The following is a 16,163-nucleotide window of genomic DNA, read 5'->3' as shown; positions in this document are numbered from 1 at the left end:
TAGCTTCCTCTTGAGCCACTATTGCGCGTCGACCTGTAGTTTGTCCCTGAGCAATTTAAGCACTCCTGAGGTATCTGGCTCGACGCCACGCCAGAGTGCAAAACTCTTCGCCGCTTGACCGACAAGCATACCCAGTCCATCAATAACCTGCGCTGCGCCCTGTTGCAAAGCCCATTGATTAAATACCGTTGGTTTAGCACCATACATCATATCGTAGCAAGCCGTTTTGTTGCCTATGGTGGACTGTGGTAGTGGCGGTAACTCTCCCGCTAGACTCGCTGAGGTCGAGTTAATCACTAAATCAAACTCACCCGACAACTCTGGCATCGATACAGCCTGGAGTTTATCGCTGTAGCGCCCCTCTTGTACTTGGCTAAAAATATCCACTAAGGCCTGTGCCTTACTTTGGGTTCGGTTGGTGATAACCAGTTGACCCACTTCAGCCTTAAGCAATGGCAAGATACAGCCGCGCGCCGCACCACCAGCCCCCACCAAGAGTACCCGCTTATGCTGCAAACTGCCGAGATGGCGAGCAAGATCGGCCACCAGCCCCAAACCATCGGTGTTATCACCGTAAATAGTGCCATCGGCCAACAAGCTTAGGGTATTGACCGCCCCCGCCAGCGTCGCTTCGGCACTTAAGCTATCGCAGAGGACAAAGGCTTGCTCTTTAAAAGGCACTGTCACATTCGCGCCCTTTCCTCCCGCCTGAAAAAATGCTCGTAAACTCGCCTCAAAACCATCGATGGGCGCCAGAATCGCTTCATAACTCAAAGTCTGCTGTGTAAGAGACGCAAACTGTCCATGGATAAAGGGCGATTTACTGTGACCTATCGGATTGCCAAACACGGCATATCGTTCTGGCATAGTTACTGAGGGCATATCTGTCATCTGCGGGATTCTATTGGCTGTGAGTGGCTTGCAGTCTAACGTGCTTTTGAGCGGTAGCACAGCTTGATGGTGAGTCTAAGTTGTTGTACCTGACTTTGACCTCCTGTTTCGCAGTGGCATTCAGGCTATAATGCGCGCATCAATATTGTAGATGCAGTGCAGTTAGACCTATGAACTGGCTTAAAAAGATTTTTAGTAAACACACAAGCGTGCCGGATGACAGGGATCCGAATCAGTCTAATGCCTATGATTTAATTGGTGGCGACAAAGTGATCCGCGCAATTGCCAATAGTTTCTATCAGAAAATGGCAAGCTCGGAAGAAACACAAGCTTTATTCGCAATTCACCGTGCACCGATTGCGGAGTCGGAGCAGAAGCTCTATGAGTTTTTAAGTGGCTGGCTCGGCGGTCCGCAGTTATATCAGCAAAAATATGGACATCCCGCATTACGCGCACGCCATATGCCCTTCGCTGTAGATGAGACAATGCGGGATCAATGGCTATTTTGCATGAAGTTTGCCATTGAAAAACATATAAAAAAGCCAGAGCATCGCGCCGCTATCTATGAGGCGATTTCCACTCTGGCCGATCATATGCGTAATCAATAAAGTACGATTACGCGACCCAGGTTAGCGTGCTTATACCCAATCTCGAGGTTTGAGGTAGTTATCGTAAAGATCTGCCTCAGGGCTACCCGCCTCTGGCGTATAAGCATATTGCCAGCGTACCAATGGCGGCATTGACATCAAAATAGACTCTGTGCGACCACCGGTTTGCAGGCCGAACAGGGTACCTCTGTCGTATACCAGATTGAACTCAACATAACGGCCGCGACGATACAATTGGAACTCACGCTCACGCTCACCATAGGGAGTTTCTTTACGGCGCTCAACAATCGGCGCATAAGCGGTTAAGAAGCCATTCCCCACCGCTTGCATAAAATCGAAACTCTTATCGAAGCCAGCTTGGTTCAAGTCATCGAAAAACAATCCGCCCACGCCGCGGGTTTCATTACGATGTGGCAGGAAGAAATACTCATCACACCACTTCTTATATTTAGAATATACGTCGTCGCCAAAGGGCAGACACAGATTTTTAGCGGTTTGATGCCATTCGCGTACGTCTTCCTCGAAAGGATAGTAAGGCGTTAAGTCGAAACCACCACCAAACCACCAAACGGGATCCGCGCCGTCTTTATGGGCAATAAAGAAACGCACGTTAGCATGGGTAGTTGGAATATAAGGATTTTTAGGGTGAATCACTAAAGACACGCCCATGGCCTCAAAACTACGACCCGCCAATTCTGGGCGATGAGCCGTTGCTGATGCGGGCATGGCCGCACCTGTTACATGGGAAAAGTTCACTCCGGCTTGCTCGAATACCGCACCTTGGGTTAAGACACGACTGGTGCCGCCACCGCCTTCGGTGCGCGTCCATGAATCGGCCGCAAAGCTTGCTTGCCCATCCAACTGCTCAAGACCCGCACAAATTCGATTCTGTAGATCGAGTAAAAATGCTTTTACCACTGTCGCATCTGGCACGCTCATCTGCTTTTATCCTTTGCGTTATAAATCAGTTATTGTCCGTTACGTAATATCTTACCGCTGCGGGCATCAATAATGGTGGAGGGTTGACGCTGCTCGCCTAATACCCCCAACACTAAGGCATCAATCTTACCCTCAAAGGCATTAAGAATTTCATCGCCGCTTAGCGCAGGATCTTCGCCAGCTAAATTGGCGCTAGTTGAGACCAGTGGTTTACCTAAGGCCTGGCATAAAGCGCGCACCCCATCATGGGCGGAGACGCGCACGGCGATAGAATCAAACTCACCACATAAATAGCGCGAAACATGCGGCTTAATCGGCATCACAAAGGTAAAGGGACCAGGCCATTTAGAAAAGGCAAACTCGAGTTGCTCGGCACTCAGCTGTGACTCATCGACATAATCCACTAACTGGGAAAACTCGCTCGCCACTAAGATAAGCCCCTTCTGCCAAGGACGTTGCTTTACCGCGAGTAATTTTTGGATGGCGGTGTCATTGTCTGGATCGCAGCCCAAACCATAAACGGCTTCAGTGGGATAGGCGATAACGCCACCGTTTAGCACTATGTCTTTAATTTCAGATGGGTGCAGCTGTAACATCTTAATATCACCTTATGAATTGAATCGATTTCTACAAACACGTTTTAGCCCTTGGCCACCCCATCCGTGGTCGATGGGGGATTATACCCAAGGGTGTTTATACGACCAAATCTTTAGAGCCAGATCACACTAAAGCGCGCGTTTGTATTTACAGCTTTTTTGCGGACATTCTAAACGCATCCCCGCGGCCCCTTTGCGCTCGACTAAAATACCAAAGCCACAACTCGGGCAAGTTTCGGCAACGGGAGGATAATTCACGATGAATTTGCATTTAGGATATGCACTACAGGCATAAAAACTCTTACCAAAACGGCTGGTACGATGCTCAAGCTTGCCAGTTTTGCATTCGGGACATGCCACCTCAGGTTTATCACTCTCCTGATCAGGCCTTTCTATGTGGGTACAACTGGGATATTGAGTACAACCGATAAAGATACCAAAACGCCCCGATTTGACCGCTAACTCATGGCCACACTCAGGACATTTGGAACCTTCAATCACTTGGGTTTCAATCGATTCATGCTGCACTAAAGGACGGGTATATTGGCAAGTGGGATAGTTGTTACAACCAATAAAACTCCCATGTTTGCTATGTTTTACCGACAACTCGCTGCCACACTCTGGGCATAGCTCGAATTCTTTTTCCAGCGCGTGCTCATGAGCACTAAATAGTTGTTCATCGATCTTAGACATAATCATTACCACCAGTCATTGCGTCTAATCCGCAGATAACTCACCACACAGGTATTAACAAGCTTATGGCATCAAAAAAGGAGGGCTAGCCTCCTTTCTCATTATTCATCACATCGCAACGCTTAAGAATGTAGCCGACCTTCTTCAGGCTGCTCAAAAATTAAATCTTCCATTTGCTCATAAGCGGACTCATGGCCGGGCGCATTAAAGAGCACCATCAGAATCACCCACTTAAGATCTTCGAGGATCAAGGCAGGCTCATCGAGCTCCATGACTCTGTCGATCACCATCTCACGGGTTTCGACATTCAGGACTTTCACTTGCTCTAAAAATAGCAGGAATCCACGGCATTCCACGTCCAGCTTTTCCATTTCTTCTTTGGTGTAAATCCGAAATGAATGCTGATCATGATTGCACAGGTAAGGCTTATCGCTTTCCTGCAACTCAGCCAGACGCTCCAACCAAGTTAATGCTTTCAAAATCTCTGACTGGTGAAAACCAGCACGAGTGAGTTCCTTGGTTAACTCGTCTTCATCCACTAACAGTTCAACTTCACTGTGAACATAGTTTTCAAATAGATACATGAGGATATCAAACATGGCTAGCTCCTCTTTACTCTGACGTAACCACCGGGTACTGCAACAACCCAACCTTGCAACTCAAGTTCAAGCATTTGTTCTAACACCAGATCTATCGTTTTCCCACTATGTTCGACTACAGCATCAATTGTTGTAGTTTCATAACCTACACTAGCTAACAGCGATGAAAATGGCAAATCACAAATCTCACCTTGCTGTATATGGTGGCGAGTGTTGACTTCTTCAAGGTGAAAAGCCGTCAAACTTACCAGCTCTTCCACTATATCGGCCGCACTCTCCACAAGTTTTGCCCCATCCCGCAATAAATCATGGCAGCCTTGATGAAAGCCGCCGAGAATCGAGCCCGGAACCGCAAAGACCTCACGCCCCTGCTCCATGGCTAACCTTGCGGTGATGAGAGAACCACTCTTGCGGCAAGCCTCAACCACCAGCGAACCTAAAGAAAGACCGCTAATAATGCGGTTTCGTTTCGGGAAATTGCCCGCAAAAGGCCCGATATCCGGCCAAAACTCGCTTATTATACAGCCTTGGTGCTGAATATCCTCATAAAGCTGCTTATGTCGACGCGGATAAATAATATCAATCCCCGTACCCAGCACGGCAAGCGTTCTTCCTTCATGGTCAACACAGGCTTTATGGGCCGCACCATCGATCCCCATCGCCATGCCGCTACAAATACTAAATCCTAGCGCAGACATCTCTCGAGCCAACTGATAGGCAATCTGTAATCCACCGGGAGATGCATTACGACTCCCTACTATCGCGAGCGATGGGAGCAACAGCGCCTCAACGCAGCCTTTGATAAATAAGACGCTTGGAGGATCGGATAACTGTTTAAGTAATGGAGGATAAAGGGGATCGGTAAAACAAACGAGGTGATGCAGTTCAGACTGCTGTTGCCATTCAAGGGCGGCATCGACCCTTTGATAATCAATGACTAAGCTATGGAGTAGATTCTCAGACAAAGGGAGCGAGTGTCTCTCATGCTCCAATCTTTGCCTGAGGTCGTCCACATCCATGTGTGTTAACAATTGTTGTGTCCGAGCGGGTCCTAGCCCAGATACCGCATTAACAATTAACCAATCGACCAAATGTTCGGGGATTATTCACCTCTAAAGGCTAAGGAGTCTGGCGCAATTAATTTATCGTCGACACGAACAGAACGTTCAGTCGAGACAATCAAACCTAAGCTCGCTTTATCAAACACTTTAAAGACTAAGAGTTTGCCATGGTAAATATCGGGCATCTTGATGGCGCGATCTGACGACAGAGATGCCACCACATTGTCATAGGCGGTGCGCTCGGCCGTAGGTACGGGTTGGCCATCGTTGTTGATCACTATTTCTTCTCCATCGCGGTAAATAGAGAACACTTCACCAGGCTCAACACCATCCTGCGTGCCTTTATCTAAGTACACCACATTGAGCTTACCCGCCTCACGCATTTTCGATTCAATCGCCAGTACGGTCGCAGGTGTCTTAAGCTCTGCAGGTTTTGGCGTAAAATAGGCAGACATTAAGGCTTCATCTTCCATCGGCAACGCCCTAAAACCCGCCTTGGTTTCACGGTAGTTGCTGAGGATTTTTACCTTAGACACTTTGCCAGATTCAATCACCTGGCCAGTCGATGCCAGAATCGCTTCTTGTCCTAAGGCTTCACCCGTTTGTTTATTGAAGAAGTCACGACCGCGTTCATACATACCCAGCTTTTGGTTTAAGGGCAGTTCGCTATCGATATAAATCACATCGCCAACCACATGGTGACGTGAAGGGCTCTCACCCGCGAGCACCATAGGTTGCTGTGCAAACCAGTCTGCATCCACCACACGGTTTTGCACGAGATAATTTTGGATTAACGCTAAGTCAACCGCAGGAACCGCATTGCTCTTGGCAATCACGCGCCCTTCAGGGGTTTTGCGAATATGGGGTTTTCCCTCGTTAGCACCATTACGCACTAATCTGGGTTGACCATCGATAAAGACTAAAGTGAGCTGATCGCCGGGGTAAATTAAATGAGGGTTAGCAATCTGGGGGTTAACATCCCATAAACGTGGCCACTTCCAAGGGTCATTTAAAAAGGTTGCCGAGATATCCCACAGGGTATCGCCCTTCTTTACCACATATGACTCAGGATGCCCTGCTTTCAGCGTGAGAGTATCAGCGGAAACCAACGTGCAATTAAATGTCATTAACGCAAGTAAAATTAGCCGTTTCATGGTGCGGTCCATGTTGTTTAGCTCTTAAATCGAGCTTTTACTGTTATTGATAGGCACTAAAGATTAAAATTAGCCCATTAGCCTCAGTCAGTATAACCAACTGATTGAGATTTGACAGACTTGTTAAGAGTTTAAGTATGGCACTATTAAAAGTTTTACGCTTTCCCGATGAAAGATTGCGAACTCAAGCGACCCCGGTCACAGAGTTTACTGCTGAGTTGCAAACGCAAATCGATGATATGTTCGAGACCATGTACCAAGAAAAAGGCATTGGTCTGGCCGCGACCCAGGTCGACTATCATAAACAACTGATCGTGATGGATTTACAAGACGAGGTCGATCGTCCTAAAGTCTTTATCAATCCCGAAATTATTGCCAGTAGCGGTGATTTCTGTAACGAAGAAGGTTGTCTGTCAGTCCCAGGTATCTATGCCAAGGTCGACCGCGCCGAGTTTGTTACCGTCAAGGCGCTGGATAGACACGGTAATGAGTTCACCGTTGAAGCCGATGAGCTTTTTGCTATTTGTATTCAGCATGAAATGGATCACCTGAAAGGTAAGTTATTTGTCGATTACCTGTCGCCATTGAAGCGCCAACGGATCAAACAGAAACTTGAAAAAGCGGCCAGACAGGACGCCAAATAAGCATTAGGATCAGATTTGAAACCACTCAATATCATCTTCGCCGGAACACCGGATTTTGCCGCTCGCCATTTACAGGCGCTGATCAACTCACATCACAATGTGATTGCCGTCTACACTCAGCCGGACAGACCCGCAGGGCGCGGTAAAAAACTCACCGCCAGCCCAGTTAAAGAACTCGCAGTCAGCCACGACATTCCGGTTTATCAGCCAGGTTCACTGCGTAAAGAACCCGCACAGCAAGAACTTGCCGCCCTCAATGCCGATATTATGGTGGTGGTCGCCTACGGCTTAATCTTGCCTAAAGTAGTGCTCGACACACCGCGTTTAGGCTGCATCAATGTTCACGGTTCTATTTTGCCACGCTGGCGCGGTGCGGCGCCGATTCAACGCGCGTTGTGGGCAGGCGATAAAGAAACCGGCGTGACTATCATGCAAATGGATGTCGGCCTAGATACCGGCGACATGCTACTGAAAACCTACTTGCCGATTGAAGATGATGATACTTCAGCCACCCTTTACGAGAAGTTAGCTCTGCAAGGTCCAGATGCGCTGCTGCAAGCACTCGAAGGTTTAGCCAACGGCACCCTAACGGCTGAAAAACAAGATGAAGCCTTAGCTAACTACGCCGAAAAGCTCAGTAAAGAAGAAGCGAGACTCGATTGGAGCAAATCCGCGACCCAACTATGGCAAGAAGTCCGCGCCTTCAATCCTTGGCCTGTGAGCTATTTTGAGCACCAAGGCAATACCATCAAGGTATGGCAGACCCAAGTCAGCACCACCAGCAGCAATGCCGCACCCGGCACTATTATCAGCGCCAGTAAAAAAGGCATTGAAGTCGCCACCGGCGATGGTGTGTTAACTCTGCTCAGCATGCAATTACCCGGTAAAAAACCACTCAGCGTGGCCGACATACTCAATGCCCGCGGCGATTGGTTTACCCCAAACACTCGTCTTAATAACGAGGCGCAATAATGATGAACTTGCGTGCACTGGCGGCCAAAGCCATCTTCGAAGTCTTAGAGAAAGGCGTGTCACTTTCAGTTGCCCTGCCAGAACAACAAAAGCATCTTGCCAGTGGTAAAGATAAAGCCCTGCTCGCAGAGCTCTGCTACGGCGTGATGCGCACCTTGCCGCAGATCGAAAAACGCGTGGCCGAGTGTTTAGCCAAGCCGCTTAAAGGTAAGCAGAGGATCATCCACCAGCTATTAATTGTTGGCTGTTATCAACTTTACTTCACCCGCATTCCAAGCCACGCCGCCATCTCCGAAACCGCCGAGGCCTGCCGTCAGTTAAAATTTGAAGGCATGGTAAAGGTCGTCAATGGCGTGCTGCGTAATATTCAGCGCCAATTAACGCCACTAAGCACAGAGTCAGAAACCTTAAGCTACAACACGCCTGGCTGGTTAATTAAGCGCTTAAAAGCCGCTTATCCCGATAATTGGCAAGAGATAATCCAGCAAAGCCATGAACGTCCACCTATGTGGTTACGTAACAATCGCCTCTCCCAGAGCCGCGATGCATATCTTGCCGCCCTGAGTGAGCTAGAGATAGAAGCGAGTGCGGGCCTCAGTGATGATGCCATACTGCTGGCCCATCCAAAGGATGTGGCGACATTGCCGCGCTTCCACGAAGGTGCGGCATCGGTGCAAGATGGCGCCGCCCAATGGGCCGCAACCCTGCTGGCTCCGCAAGCCAACGAACTGGTCCTCGATGCCTGTGCAGCACCGGGCGGTAAGAGTTGCCATTTACTCGAACTTGAGCCCAGCATCCAACTGGTCGCCGTCGATTTCGATGCAAAACGACTGGAACGCGTACAACAGAACCTTGACCGCTTGTCATTAAAAGCGGAAGTTATTCATGGCGATGCGGCCAACATCGACTCATGGTGGCAGGGTGAACTGTTTGATCGTATCTTACTCGACGCACCTTGCTCGGCGACGGGCGTTATCCGCCGTCATCCCGATATCAAGTGGTTACGTAAAAACCATGACATCGAAGAACTGGCTGAGCTGCAAAGACAAATTCTCGATCACTGCTGGAAGTGGCTCAAACCCGGTGGCACACTCCTGTATGCAACTTGCTCTATTTTGCCGCAGGAAAATCGAGACCAAATTAGTGCATTTTTAGCCAGAACCGCAGATGCTAAGCTAGACACACTTGCCCAGCAGGCTTCAAGCCAAGATATAGGTTGGCAAATCACGCCGGGACAACACAACATGGATGGGTTTTATTACGCCCGTTTATTGAAAGCGACCCATTAGGAAGTAAGCAAGGCCATGAAAATTATCATATTAGGTGCGGGTCAAGTCGGGGGAACCTTGGCCGAAAATTTGGTGGGTGAAAACAACGATATCACCATAGTCGATAGTGACAAATCCAGATTACGCGCCCTGCAGGATAAATATGACCTTCGCGTCGTGGCGGGCCATGGTGCCCACCCCGATGTACTCAAAGAAGCAGGCGCCGAAGATGCCGACATGCTGATTGCTGTGACCAACAGCGATGAATGCAACATGGTTGCCTGCCAGATGGCCTACAGCCTATTTGGTACACCAACTAAAATCGCCCGTATTCGCTCTGAGCCTTATCTGGCGATGCGCGATAAATTATTTATCGACAGTGAAACCAAAAATAGCGAGGGGCGTCCTCGCGGCGGTTTTGTGATCGATGAGCTTATCGCACCTGAACAGTTAGTGACCGCTTACATCCAACGTTTGGTTGAATATCCAGGGGCGCTGCAAGTGCTCGAATTTGCCGAAGGCCGCTTAAGTTTGGTTGCGGTTCGCGCCTATTACGGCGGCCCTTTGGTCGGCAACGCCTTGGCCGCGCTACGCGAGCATATGCCGAATATTGATACCCGGGTGGCGGCGATTTTCCGCCAAGGTCGCCCTATCATGCCCCGCGGTACAACGATTATCGAAGCCGATGACGAAGTGTTTTTCGTGGCCGACAGTCGCCATATCCGCGCGGTGATGAGCGAAATGCAAAAGCTAGATAACTCCTATCGCAATATCATGATTGCGGGAGGCGGTAACATCGGCTTAGGCCTGGCTAAACGCCTCGAACGCACCCACTCAGTCAAGCTGATTGAGCATAAGTTCGAACGCGCCGAAACGCTCTCTGAACAACTTGAAAACACTACAGTATTTTGTGGTGACGCCTCAGATCAAGAGTTGCTGCTCGAAGAACATATCGACCAAACCGACGTGTTTATTGCCGTCACCAACGACGATGAAGCCAACATCATGTCCGCCCTATTAGCTAAACGCATGGGGGCGAAAAAGGTGATGGTGCTGATCCAACGCGAAGCCTATGTGGATATTGTGCAGGAAGCCAATATCGATATCGCGATTTCACCCCAGCAGGCGACGATTTCAGCCTTACTAACCCACATCCGCCAAGGCGATATCTGTAACGTATATTCCTTACGCCGCGGCGCCGCCGAAGCGATTGAAGCCATTGCCCATGGCGACTCCAGCACCTCCAAGGTTGTTGGCAAGGCGATTGGCGATATCAAGCTACCGCCGGGAACCACCATTGGCGCCATAGTGCGTAATGAAGAAGTGCTGATGGCCCACGACAAGACAGTGATAGAACAAGGGGACCACGTAATTCTGTTCCTTGTGAACAAAAAGTTTGTCGGCGAAGTCGAGAAACTGTTCCAACCTAGCGCTTTCTTCTTCTAAGCCAACATCTTATGCTGAACTTTAGACCGCTATTGTTTATTTTGGGGCTGTTTCTGTCGATGTTAACAGCCTTTATGTTAGCGCCCCTGCTCCTTGCCGTGTTCAACGGTGAGGAAACCGTGGGCGCTTTCATGCTGTCGGCTTTAGTCACTGGGATTTGCGCCAGCCTCTGTTTGCATAACGGCCAGAGCAAAACCATTAACCTCAATATTCGCGATATGTTTCTGCTCACCAGCCTCACCTGGCTGATCGTGAGCCTGTTTGCCGCCATGCCGTTTACCTTGTACCACGGCATTGGCTATACGGACGCCTTCTTCGAGACCATGTCCGGCATTACCACCACAGGTTCAACCGTGCTCTCGGGCTTAGATACTATGGACCACAGTATCTTAATCTGGCGCTCGTTGTTGCAATGGCTAGGCGGTATCGGCTTTATCGTGATGGCGGTAGCGATTCTGCCCTTCTTAAACGTCGGTGGTATGCGGCTGTTCCGCACTGAGTCATCGGATTGGAGCGATAAGGCTGTGCCGCGCACCCAAAACATGGCTAAGCACCTCTTTTTTATCTATATCTTGCTGACCGTGATGTGCTGTGTTGCCTACCATCTTGCTGGCATGACTTGGTTTCAAGCCATTAACCATGCGATGACTACACTGTCGACGGGGGGCTATTCGACCTCAGATAACTCGATGGCGGCGTTTTCGAATTCGGCCCATTGGGTTGGCGTCGTGTTTATGGCGGCGGGTGGTTTACCTCTGCTGATGTTTGTGCAGATGATCCAGCAACGAGACTTCACCGTCTGGAACGATGCACAAGTTAAAGGCTTCTTATTTTTCCTTACTTTTGTGTCTTGTTTTATTGGCTTGTGGCTGTGGCAAACGAGGGATATCGCCCTTATCGACGCGCTGCGCTTATCCAGCTTTAACGTGGTTTCCGTAGTCACCACCACGGGTTATGGTCTAACCGACTACGGCGCCTGGGGCGCGTTTGCGAATATCGCGTTTTTATTCTTAATGTTTGTCGGTAGCTGCTCTGGCTCTACCTCAGGCGGGATTAAAATCTTCCGCTTCCAAATTGCCGGCGCCATTATGCGCGAGCAGTTAAAGCAGCAATGCCATCCCAATGGCATCTTCCGGGAGCGCTATAATAACCGCCTGATCAGTGAAGATATTGTGCGCTCACTGATCACCTTTGTGCTGCTGTTTATGTTTGTGATTGTTGGATTATCTGTGATTCTGGTGCTGACGGGACTCGACCCCATGACCAGCTTTACCGGTGCTATTACCGCAGTCACCAACGTCGGCCCAGGGCTTGGCCCCATCATTGGTCCTGCGGGTAACTTCTCGACGCTGCCCGATGTAGCTAAATGGGCGCTCTCTTTGGGTATGTTGCTCGGCCGCTTAGAGATTTTAACCGTAGCCGTGCTGTTCCATCCCAGCTTTTGGAAGTACTAGTCGTATCAGTCAAAACTAAAAATGCGCTCACAGAGCGCATTTTTATTAGGCGGGTTCAGCAACCTCGGCCAGAGCCAGCAAATGGTCGGCATAGACCTTCACATCTTCCCAGTCGGTATAATCGATCACCGCCTTAGGGTCCGTTGGTCCTTTGGTGATTTTCATAATCAACTGGATCATCAATCTGTCGTACCAAGGCCACGAGGGGTAATCTACCTTACCGGCGATAATCTTCAAATCGGCGGGAGTCCAAGGTGATAAGGCAATGAATTTTTGCAGGTATTTGTTGTTCTCGGGGATGCGTTTCTCAGGGTTACGCGCCACCACGTTGACGCAGAAGAAACTGTTTGGCAACGCACTAAAGGCTGGCGCATTCTGCTCAATAAATTGGAAGACGCTCTTATCGTAGGTGCCATAGAGTACACAAGCCCCTAGCGCCACCAGTTGATAATCGGGCCAGTTAATTCTGGTGGCCGCCGCACTATTAATATCCACCAAGTCAACCTTGGCGCCACGCAGGGTTAATTGCTGCGCAATCGCATTCGCTATCTTGGCCGTATGGCCACCACGGGTAAAATAAAGCACCAGAATGCGTGTCATGGGGTATTCCCGTTCAGTAAAAGTATGTCACCATTGTGGCAATCATTGGTTAAATAAACCCCTGATAGGATCACAAATCAGCGTTGTCTCATATTCTGAAATGCAAAAATTGAGATCTGAATTGCTGAGCAGTATGATTGCGTATAGAAACACCTTCAATTAGAATTATCTAATCAAAAGCGATAAAGTGAGTACCTTATGCAAAATGATATTGATGTAAATGCAATGGTAACGAATGCGGAAAGTGCGGCTAAATGGCTCAAAGCCATAGCGAATCCTTATCGCTTAATGATTTTGTGCCTATTGCTGGATAAAGAGCTGAGTGTAACCGAGCTGAATGAGACTGTGCCCTTAAGCCAATCGGCGCTATCACAGCATTTAGCGGTGTTGCGAGCCGAAGACTTAGTCGATACCCGTAAGAGCTCGCAGATTGTGTATTACAAGCTTAAGAATGAGCAAGTCACCCAAGTGATTTCGATTCTCCACAGTCGTTACTGCGCCGTATAAATCCTGTCATGCAATAACAATAAAGCCCTAGCTGAGACTAGGGCTTTATCATTTTTACAGCTTGCTAAAGTGTGCCCCAAAGGCTTCGACTTTACCCCAGTCGGTAAACTCGAAGGTGCCCTTCAGATCGGTTGGTCCCTTGGTCATCCACATGATGAAGCGGATCATAGTGCGGTCGAATAAACCGTATTTAGGGTAATCAATCTTGCCCGCAAACACCGCCAATTGCTGTGGCTGCCACAGGGATAATTTGAGGAACTTTTGCATATAAGGATTAGTTTCTGGCGTGTTCTTTAATGGCTTGCGCGCCACCACATTCACGGTAAAAAAACCGTTGATTTTACTGTCTAGTATCGCATGGTTACGATTAACAAACTGGTAGAGATCGGGCCTATGTTTGCCATAGCGAATGCTCGCGCCAATCAACACTTTATCGAAATCGGCAAGGCTTAAGGCTTCGGCTTGTTCTAAGCTCACTAAAGACACCTGCTCACCCGCTTGTTCGGCAAGCGTTTTGATTTTGCGGCAGATTTCCAGTGTTTGGCCATCGATTGTCGAATAGATGATTAATGTCTGCATGTTAATCCCTCCAGAAAGTTGGCGTGAACAAAATCAACAAGGTAAAGACTTCGAGGCGACCAAATAACATAGCCACCACCAGCACCCATTTAGCACCATCACCAATACTGGCGTAGTTACTTGCTACTTCCCCAAGACCCGGACCTAGGTTATTTAAGCAGGCCGCCGTGGCACTAAAGGCGGTAATATCATCTAGCCCCATGGCCATCAATGCCAACATACACAGCACGAAGACTAAGGCGTAGGCGGAGAAAAATCCCCACACGGCGTCGACAACCCGGTCTGGTAATGCTTTGGAGCCGATACGAATCGAGAACATCGCCTTAGGGTGAACGAGGCGCTTAAGTTCGCGTGAACCTTGCAACAGCAGCAGGATAACCCGGATCACCTTAATCCCGCCCGCAGTTGAGCCACCACAACCACCGATAAAGCTTGAGAAGATCAACAGAATCGGCAGGAACAGCGGCCACATATGGAAGCTTTCGGTACCAAAGCCGGCAGTCGTCGCTACCGAAACCGCTTGGAATAAGGCGTGATCTAAGGTTTCTTCTGGCGAGTCATAAATCCCTGAGTGATAAAGGGTTAAGAAACAAATTGCCGTTAGCACCAGCTGAATCGCCACCAGCATCTTGAACTCAGTATCTCGAAAATAGACTCTAAAATTGATCCCGCGGCGCGAAAATGCCGCAAAGTGCACGCTAAAGTTCACCGCTGAGACAATCAAAAAGAACACGCAAATCAGGTTGATCACTGAACTGTCGAAGTATCCCATGCTGGCATCGTGGGTCGAAAAGCCCCCGATGGCGATGGTCGAAAACGAGTGACACACTGCATCGAATACGCTCATCCCCGCCAGCCAATAAGCACCCGCACAGGCAATGGTTAGCAATAGATAGATGTACCATAACGCCTTGGCCGTTTCGGCAATCCTCGGCGTCATCTTACTGTCCTTCACAGGCCCCGGAATTTCGGCGCGATACAGCTGCATGCCCCCAACGCCTAGCACTGGCAGAATCGCCACGGCTAAAACGATGATCCCCATACCGCCGAGCCATTGCAGCATATGCCGATAAAACAGAATGGCCTTAGGCAAGGAGTCCAGTCCGACAATGACTGTGGCTCCCGTGGTGGTCAGTGCGGAGAAGGATTCGAAAAAACTGTCGGTCCAGCTGAGATCGGGTTGGCTAGAGAAGATAAAAGGTAAGGCACCGATGGAGCCAAGAACGGTCCAGAACAGGACCACAATCAGAAACCCCTCGCGTGTTCGCAATTCCTCTTTGCAGCGACGATTAGGATACCAAAGCCAAAAACCGATAAATAAGCTGACAAAAAATGCCTGAATAAACGCAGTACCACCGCCATCGTTATACCAAATGGCGATTAAGGCTGGCGGCAGCATAGTGATGGAGAACAGGCCGATAAGCAGACCTATGATTCTTATTATGGTTTTGTATTGCATTCCGCTTGTTCAATTATTCCATTGGCTGCAAAGGTATTTTCAGCATTTTGCATATTTTGGCATAATTTACGCAGGCATCACAGCTCAAACTCTGCGCGCAGGCTGCCCTGACTCAAAGTTGCCAACGATTCATTCAATATGCCCTGCTGTTGTTTGCCTATTTCAAAATGGATATCAACGGCTTCGGCAAATTGCTTATCGATGATCACCGCGTCTAACTGCTGCAGTAGATGCTCAACATCCCTTAATTGGGTGTAATCACAATGTAGTTTTGCCGGATAACGTAATTGCTTCACTCGCGTCGGCAATTGCCCTAAACCTTGGCGTAATCCCGAGGTATAGGCACGCACTAAACCACCCACGCCTAACTTAGTACCGCCATAGAAACGCACCACCACGGCACCGACTTCACCGAGATCTGCACCTTGCAATACCGCGAGCATTGGACGACCTGCACTGCCCGCAGGCTCACCATCGTCACTCGAACCGATAGCAATACTGTCGTTAGGCGCTCCAGCGATAAAGGCATAGCAGTAATGGCTGGCGCCGGGATAATCTCGCTTTATGTCAGTAAGTACTAACTTCAATTGTTCTAAACTCGTGCAATGAAATAGAAAAGAGATAAAGCGGCTATGCTTTATCTCTTCTTCTATCTGCACATTTTCACTCGGTATCTGATAACTTTCGAGCACT

18 protein-coding genes are annotated in these 16,163 nt (G+C 49.0%); 7 read left to right on the top strand and 11 right to left on the bottom strand.

All coding sequences use genetic code 11. The features are described 5' to 3' along the window. Window positions 1-18: 18 nt before the first annotated feature. Window positions 19-891: a shikimate dehydrogenase gene (aroE, locus tag K0H59_RS00175; protein ID WP_220054308.1), complete on the bottom strand. Its 873-nt coding sequence runs from the start codon at window positions 889-891 to the stop codon at window positions 19-21. A 170-nt stretch (window positions 892-1,061) separates the two neighbouring features. Here aroE and K0H59_RS00170 point away from each other — a divergent pair, with 170 nt between their 5' ends. Next, window positions 1,062-1,499: a group II truncated hemoglobin gene (locus tag K0H59_RS00170; protein WP_023266018.1), complete on the top strand. Its 438-nt coding sequence runs from the start codon at window positions 1,062-1,064 to the stop codon at window positions 1,497-1,499. A gap of 30 nt (window positions 1,500-1,529) precedes the next feature. Here K0H59_RS00170 and hemF read toward each other — a convergent pair whose 3' ends face one another. The 6 genes from hemF to K0H59_RS00140 all read right to left on the bottom strand — a co-directional run bounded on the left by hemF (window position 1,530) and on the right by K0H59_RS00140 (window position 6,553). After that, window positions 1,530-2,438: an oxygen-dependent coproporphyrinogen oxidase gene (hemF, locus tag K0H59_RS00165; RefSeq protein ID WP_220054307.1), complete on the bottom strand. Its 909-nt coding sequence runs from the start codon at window positions 2,436-2,438 to the stop codon at window positions 1,530-1,532. A gap of 29 nt (window positions 2,439-2,467) precedes the next feature. Next, entirely contained in the window at window positions 2,468-3,034 is a 567-nt protein-coding gene (locus tag K0H59_RS00160; protein WP_220054306.1) for an L-threonylcarbamoyladenylate synthase, read from the bottom strand. A 129-nt stretch (window positions 3,035-3,163) separates the two neighbouring features. After that, the gene (locus K0H59_RS00155; RefSeq protein ID WP_011620869.1) at window positions 3,164-3,727 is read right to left on the bottom strand and encodes a type I DNA topoisomerase; all 564 of its coding nucleotides are present in this window, start codon (window positions 3,725-3,727) and stop codon (window positions 3,164-3,166) included. Window positions 3,728-3,849: 122 nt separating this feature from the next. Further along, window positions 3,850-4,326, bottom strand: coding sequence for a DUF494 family protein (locus K0H59_RS00150; protein ID WP_011715328.1), 477 nt, complete (start codon window positions 4,324-4,326; stop codon window positions 3,850-3,852). Between the two features lie 2 nt (window positions 4,327-4,328). Then, on the bottom strand, window positions 4,329-5,345 hold the full coding sequence (gene dprA / locus K0H59_RS00145) for a DNA-processing protein DprA (protein ID WP_220055534.1): 1,017 nt from the start codon (window positions 5,343-5,345) through the stop codon (window positions 4,329-4,331). An 83-nt stretch (window positions 5,346-5,428) separates the two neighbouring features. Beyond that, window positions 5,429-6,553, bottom strand: a complete 1,125-nt coding sequence (locus K0H59_RS00140) for a LysM peptidoglycan-binding domain-containing protein (RefSeq protein WP_220054305.1) — start codon at window positions 6,551-6,553, stop codon at window positions 5,429-5,431. A gap of 125 nt (window positions 6,554-6,678) precedes the next feature. On the opposite strand from K0H59_RS00140, the gene def reads away from it, so the two are divergent. From def to K0H59_RS00115, 5 genes are read left to right on the top strand one after another with little or no spacing between them, the layout of a single operon-like run. Further along, complete coding sequence (gene def, locus K0H59_RS00135) at window positions 6,679-7,185, top strand: peptide deformylase (RefSeq protein ID WP_011620865.1); 507 nt, start codon at window positions 6,679-6,681, stop codon at window positions 7,183-7,185. A 15-nt stretch (window positions 7,186-7,200) separates the two neighbouring features. Further along, window positions 7,201-8,157 (top strand): methionyl-tRNA formyltransferase, encoded by a 957-nt coding sequence (gene fmt / locus K0H59_RS00130; RefSeq protein WP_220054304.1) that lies wholly within the window; start codon window positions 7,201-7,203, stop codon window positions 8,155-8,157. A gap of 2 nt (window positions 8,158-8,159) precedes the next feature. Further along, window positions 8,160-9,446 carry a 16S rRNA (cytosine(967)-C(5))-methyltransferase RsmB gene (rsmB, locus tag K0H59_RS00125; RefSeq protein ID WP_220055533.1) on the top strand — a complete coding sequence of 429 codons (1,287 nt, stop codon included), beginning with the start codon at window positions 8,160-8,162 and terminating at the stop codon, window positions 9,444-9,446. Between the two features lie 15 nt (window positions 9,447-9,461). Next, a complete protein-coding gene (trkA, locus tag K0H59_RS00120) occupies window positions 9,462-10,871 on the top strand; it encodes a Trk system potassium transporter TrkA (protein WP_011620862.1) in 1,410 nt (469 codons plus the stop codon). A gap of 11 nt (window positions 10,872-10,882) precedes the next feature. Continuing rightward, window positions 10,883-12,325: a TrkH family potassium uptake protein gene (locus K0H59_RS00115; RefSeq protein WP_220054303.1), complete on the top strand. Its 1,443-nt coding sequence runs from the start codon at window positions 10,883-10,885 to the stop codon at window positions 12,323-12,325. Window positions 12,326-12,370: 45 nt separating this feature from the next. On the opposite strand, the gene hemG (K0H59_RS00110) is transcribed toward K0H59_RS00115, so the two are convergent. Further along, window positions 12,371-12,925, bottom strand: coding sequence for a menaquinone-dependent protoporphyrinogen IX dehydrogenase (hemG, locus tag K0H59_RS00110; RefSeq protein ID WP_220054302.1), 555 nt, complete (start codon window positions 12,923-12,925; stop codon window positions 12,371-12,373). Between the two features lie 198 nt (window positions 12,926-13,123). Here hemG (K0H59_RS00110) and K0H59_RS00105 point away from each other — a divergent pair, with 198 nt between their 5' ends. Further along, window positions 13,124-13,432: a metalloregulator ArsR/SmtB family transcription factor gene (locus tag K0H59_RS00105; RefSeq protein ID WP_023266030.1), complete on the top strand. Its 309-nt coding sequence runs from the start codon at window positions 13,124-13,126 to the stop codon at window positions 13,430-13,432. Window positions 13,433-13,486: 54 nt separating this feature from the next. Here K0H59_RS00105 and hemG (K0H59_RS00100) read toward each other — a convergent pair whose 3' ends face one another. The 3 genes from hemG (K0H59_RS00100) to K0H59_RS00090 all read right to left on the bottom strand — a co-directional run bounded on the left by hemG (K0H59_RS00100) (window position 13,487) and on the right by K0H59_RS00090 (window position 16,162). Beyond that, window positions 13,487-14,011 (bottom strand): menaquinone-dependent protoporphyrinogen IX dehydrogenase, encoded by a 525-nt coding sequence (hemG, locus tag K0H59_RS00100; RefSeq protein WP_088212864.1) that lies wholly within the window; start codon window positions 14,009-14,011, stop codon window positions 13,487-13,489. 1 nt (window position 14,012) lies between these two features. Then, a complete protein-coding gene (locus tag K0H59_RS00095) occupies window positions 14,013-15,470 on the bottom strand; it encodes a TrkH family potassium uptake protein (protein ID WP_011620857.1) in 1,458 nt (485 codons plus the stop codon). A gap of 77 nt (window positions 15,471-15,547) precedes the next feature. After that, window positions 15,548-16,162, bottom strand: coding sequence for a YigZ family protein (locus K0H59_RS00090; RefSeq protein WP_088212862.1), 615 nt, complete (start codon window positions 16,160-16,162; stop codon window positions 15,548-15,550). Between the last annotated feature and the right edge of the window lies 1 nt (window position 16,163).

Source organism: Shewanella sp. FJAT-51649, from assembly GCF_019457435.1.
In the GTDB taxonomy this organism is placed as follows: domain Bacteria; phylum Pseudomonadota; class Gammaproteobacteria; order Enterobacterales; family Shewanellaceae; genus Shewanella; species Shewanella mangrovisoli.
The sequence above is the reverse complement of the archived record's forward strand: the minus strand, read 5'-3'. Positions and strand labels throughout refer to the sequence as shown.

Excerpts from the sequence above, each read along its gene's own strand:
- aroE (WP_220054308.1), bottom strand. The coding sequence starts at position 891 with ATGACAGATATGCCCTCAGTAACTATGCCAGAACGATATGCCGTGTTT.
- K0H59_RS00170 (WP_023266018.1), top strand. The coding sequence starts at position 1,062 with ATGAACTGGCTTAAAAAGATTTTTAGTAAACACACAAGCGTGCCGGAT.
- hemF (WP_220054307.1), bottom strand. The coding sequence starts at position 2,438 with ATGAGCGTGCCAGATGCGACAGTGGTAAAAGCATTTTTACTCGATCTA.
- K0H59_RS00160 (WP_220054306.1), bottom strand. The coding sequence starts at position 3,034 with ATGTTACAGCTGCACCCATCTGAAATTAAAGACATAGTGCTAAACGGT.
- K0H59_RS00155 (WP_011620869.1), bottom strand. The coding sequence starts at position 3,727 with ATGTCTAAGATCGATGAACAACTATTTAGTGCTCATGAGCACGCGCTG.
- K0H59_RS00150 (WP_011715328.1), bottom strand. The coding sequence starts at position 4,326 with ATGTTTGATATCCTCATGTATCTATTTGAAAACTATGTTCACAGTGAA.
- dprA (WP_220055534.1), bottom strand. The coding sequence starts at position 5,345 with ATGGATGTGGACGACCTCAGGCAAAGATTGGAGCATGAGAGACACTCG.
- K0H59_RS00140 (WP_220054305.1), bottom strand. The coding sequence starts at position 6,553 with ATGGACCGCACCATGAAACGGCTAATTTTACTTGCGTTAATGACATTT.
- def (WP_011620865.1), top strand. The coding sequence starts at position 6,679 with ATGGCACTATTAAAAGTTTTACGCTTTCCCGATGAAAGATTGCGAACT.
- rsmB (WP_220055533.1), top strand. The coding sequence starts at position 8,160 with ATGAACTTGCGTGCACTGGCGGCCAAAGCCATCTTCGAAGTCTTAGAG.
- trkA (WP_011620862.1), top strand. The coding sequence starts at position 9,462 with ATGAAAATTATCATATTAGGTGCGGGTCAAGTCGGGGGAACCTTGGCC.
- K0H59_RS00115 (WP_220054303.1), top strand. The coding sequence starts at position 10,883 with ATGCTGAACTTTAGACCGCTATTGTTTATTTTGGGGCTGTTTCTGTCG.
- hemG (WP_220054302.1), bottom strand. The coding sequence starts at position 12,925 with ATGACACGCATTCTGGTGCTTTATTTTACCCGTGGTGGCCATACGGCC.
- K0H59_RS00105 (WP_023266030.1), top strand. The coding sequence starts at position 13,124 with ATGCAAAATGATATTGATGTAAATGCAATGGTAACGAATGCGGAAAGT.
- hemG (WP_088212864.1), bottom strand. The coding sequence starts at position 14,011 with ATGCAGACATTAATCATCTATTCGACAATCGATGGCCAAACACTGGAA.
- K0H59_RS00095 (WP_011620857.1), bottom strand. The coding sequence starts at position 15,470 with ATGCAATACAAAACCATAATAAGAATCATAGGTCTGCTTATCGGCCTG.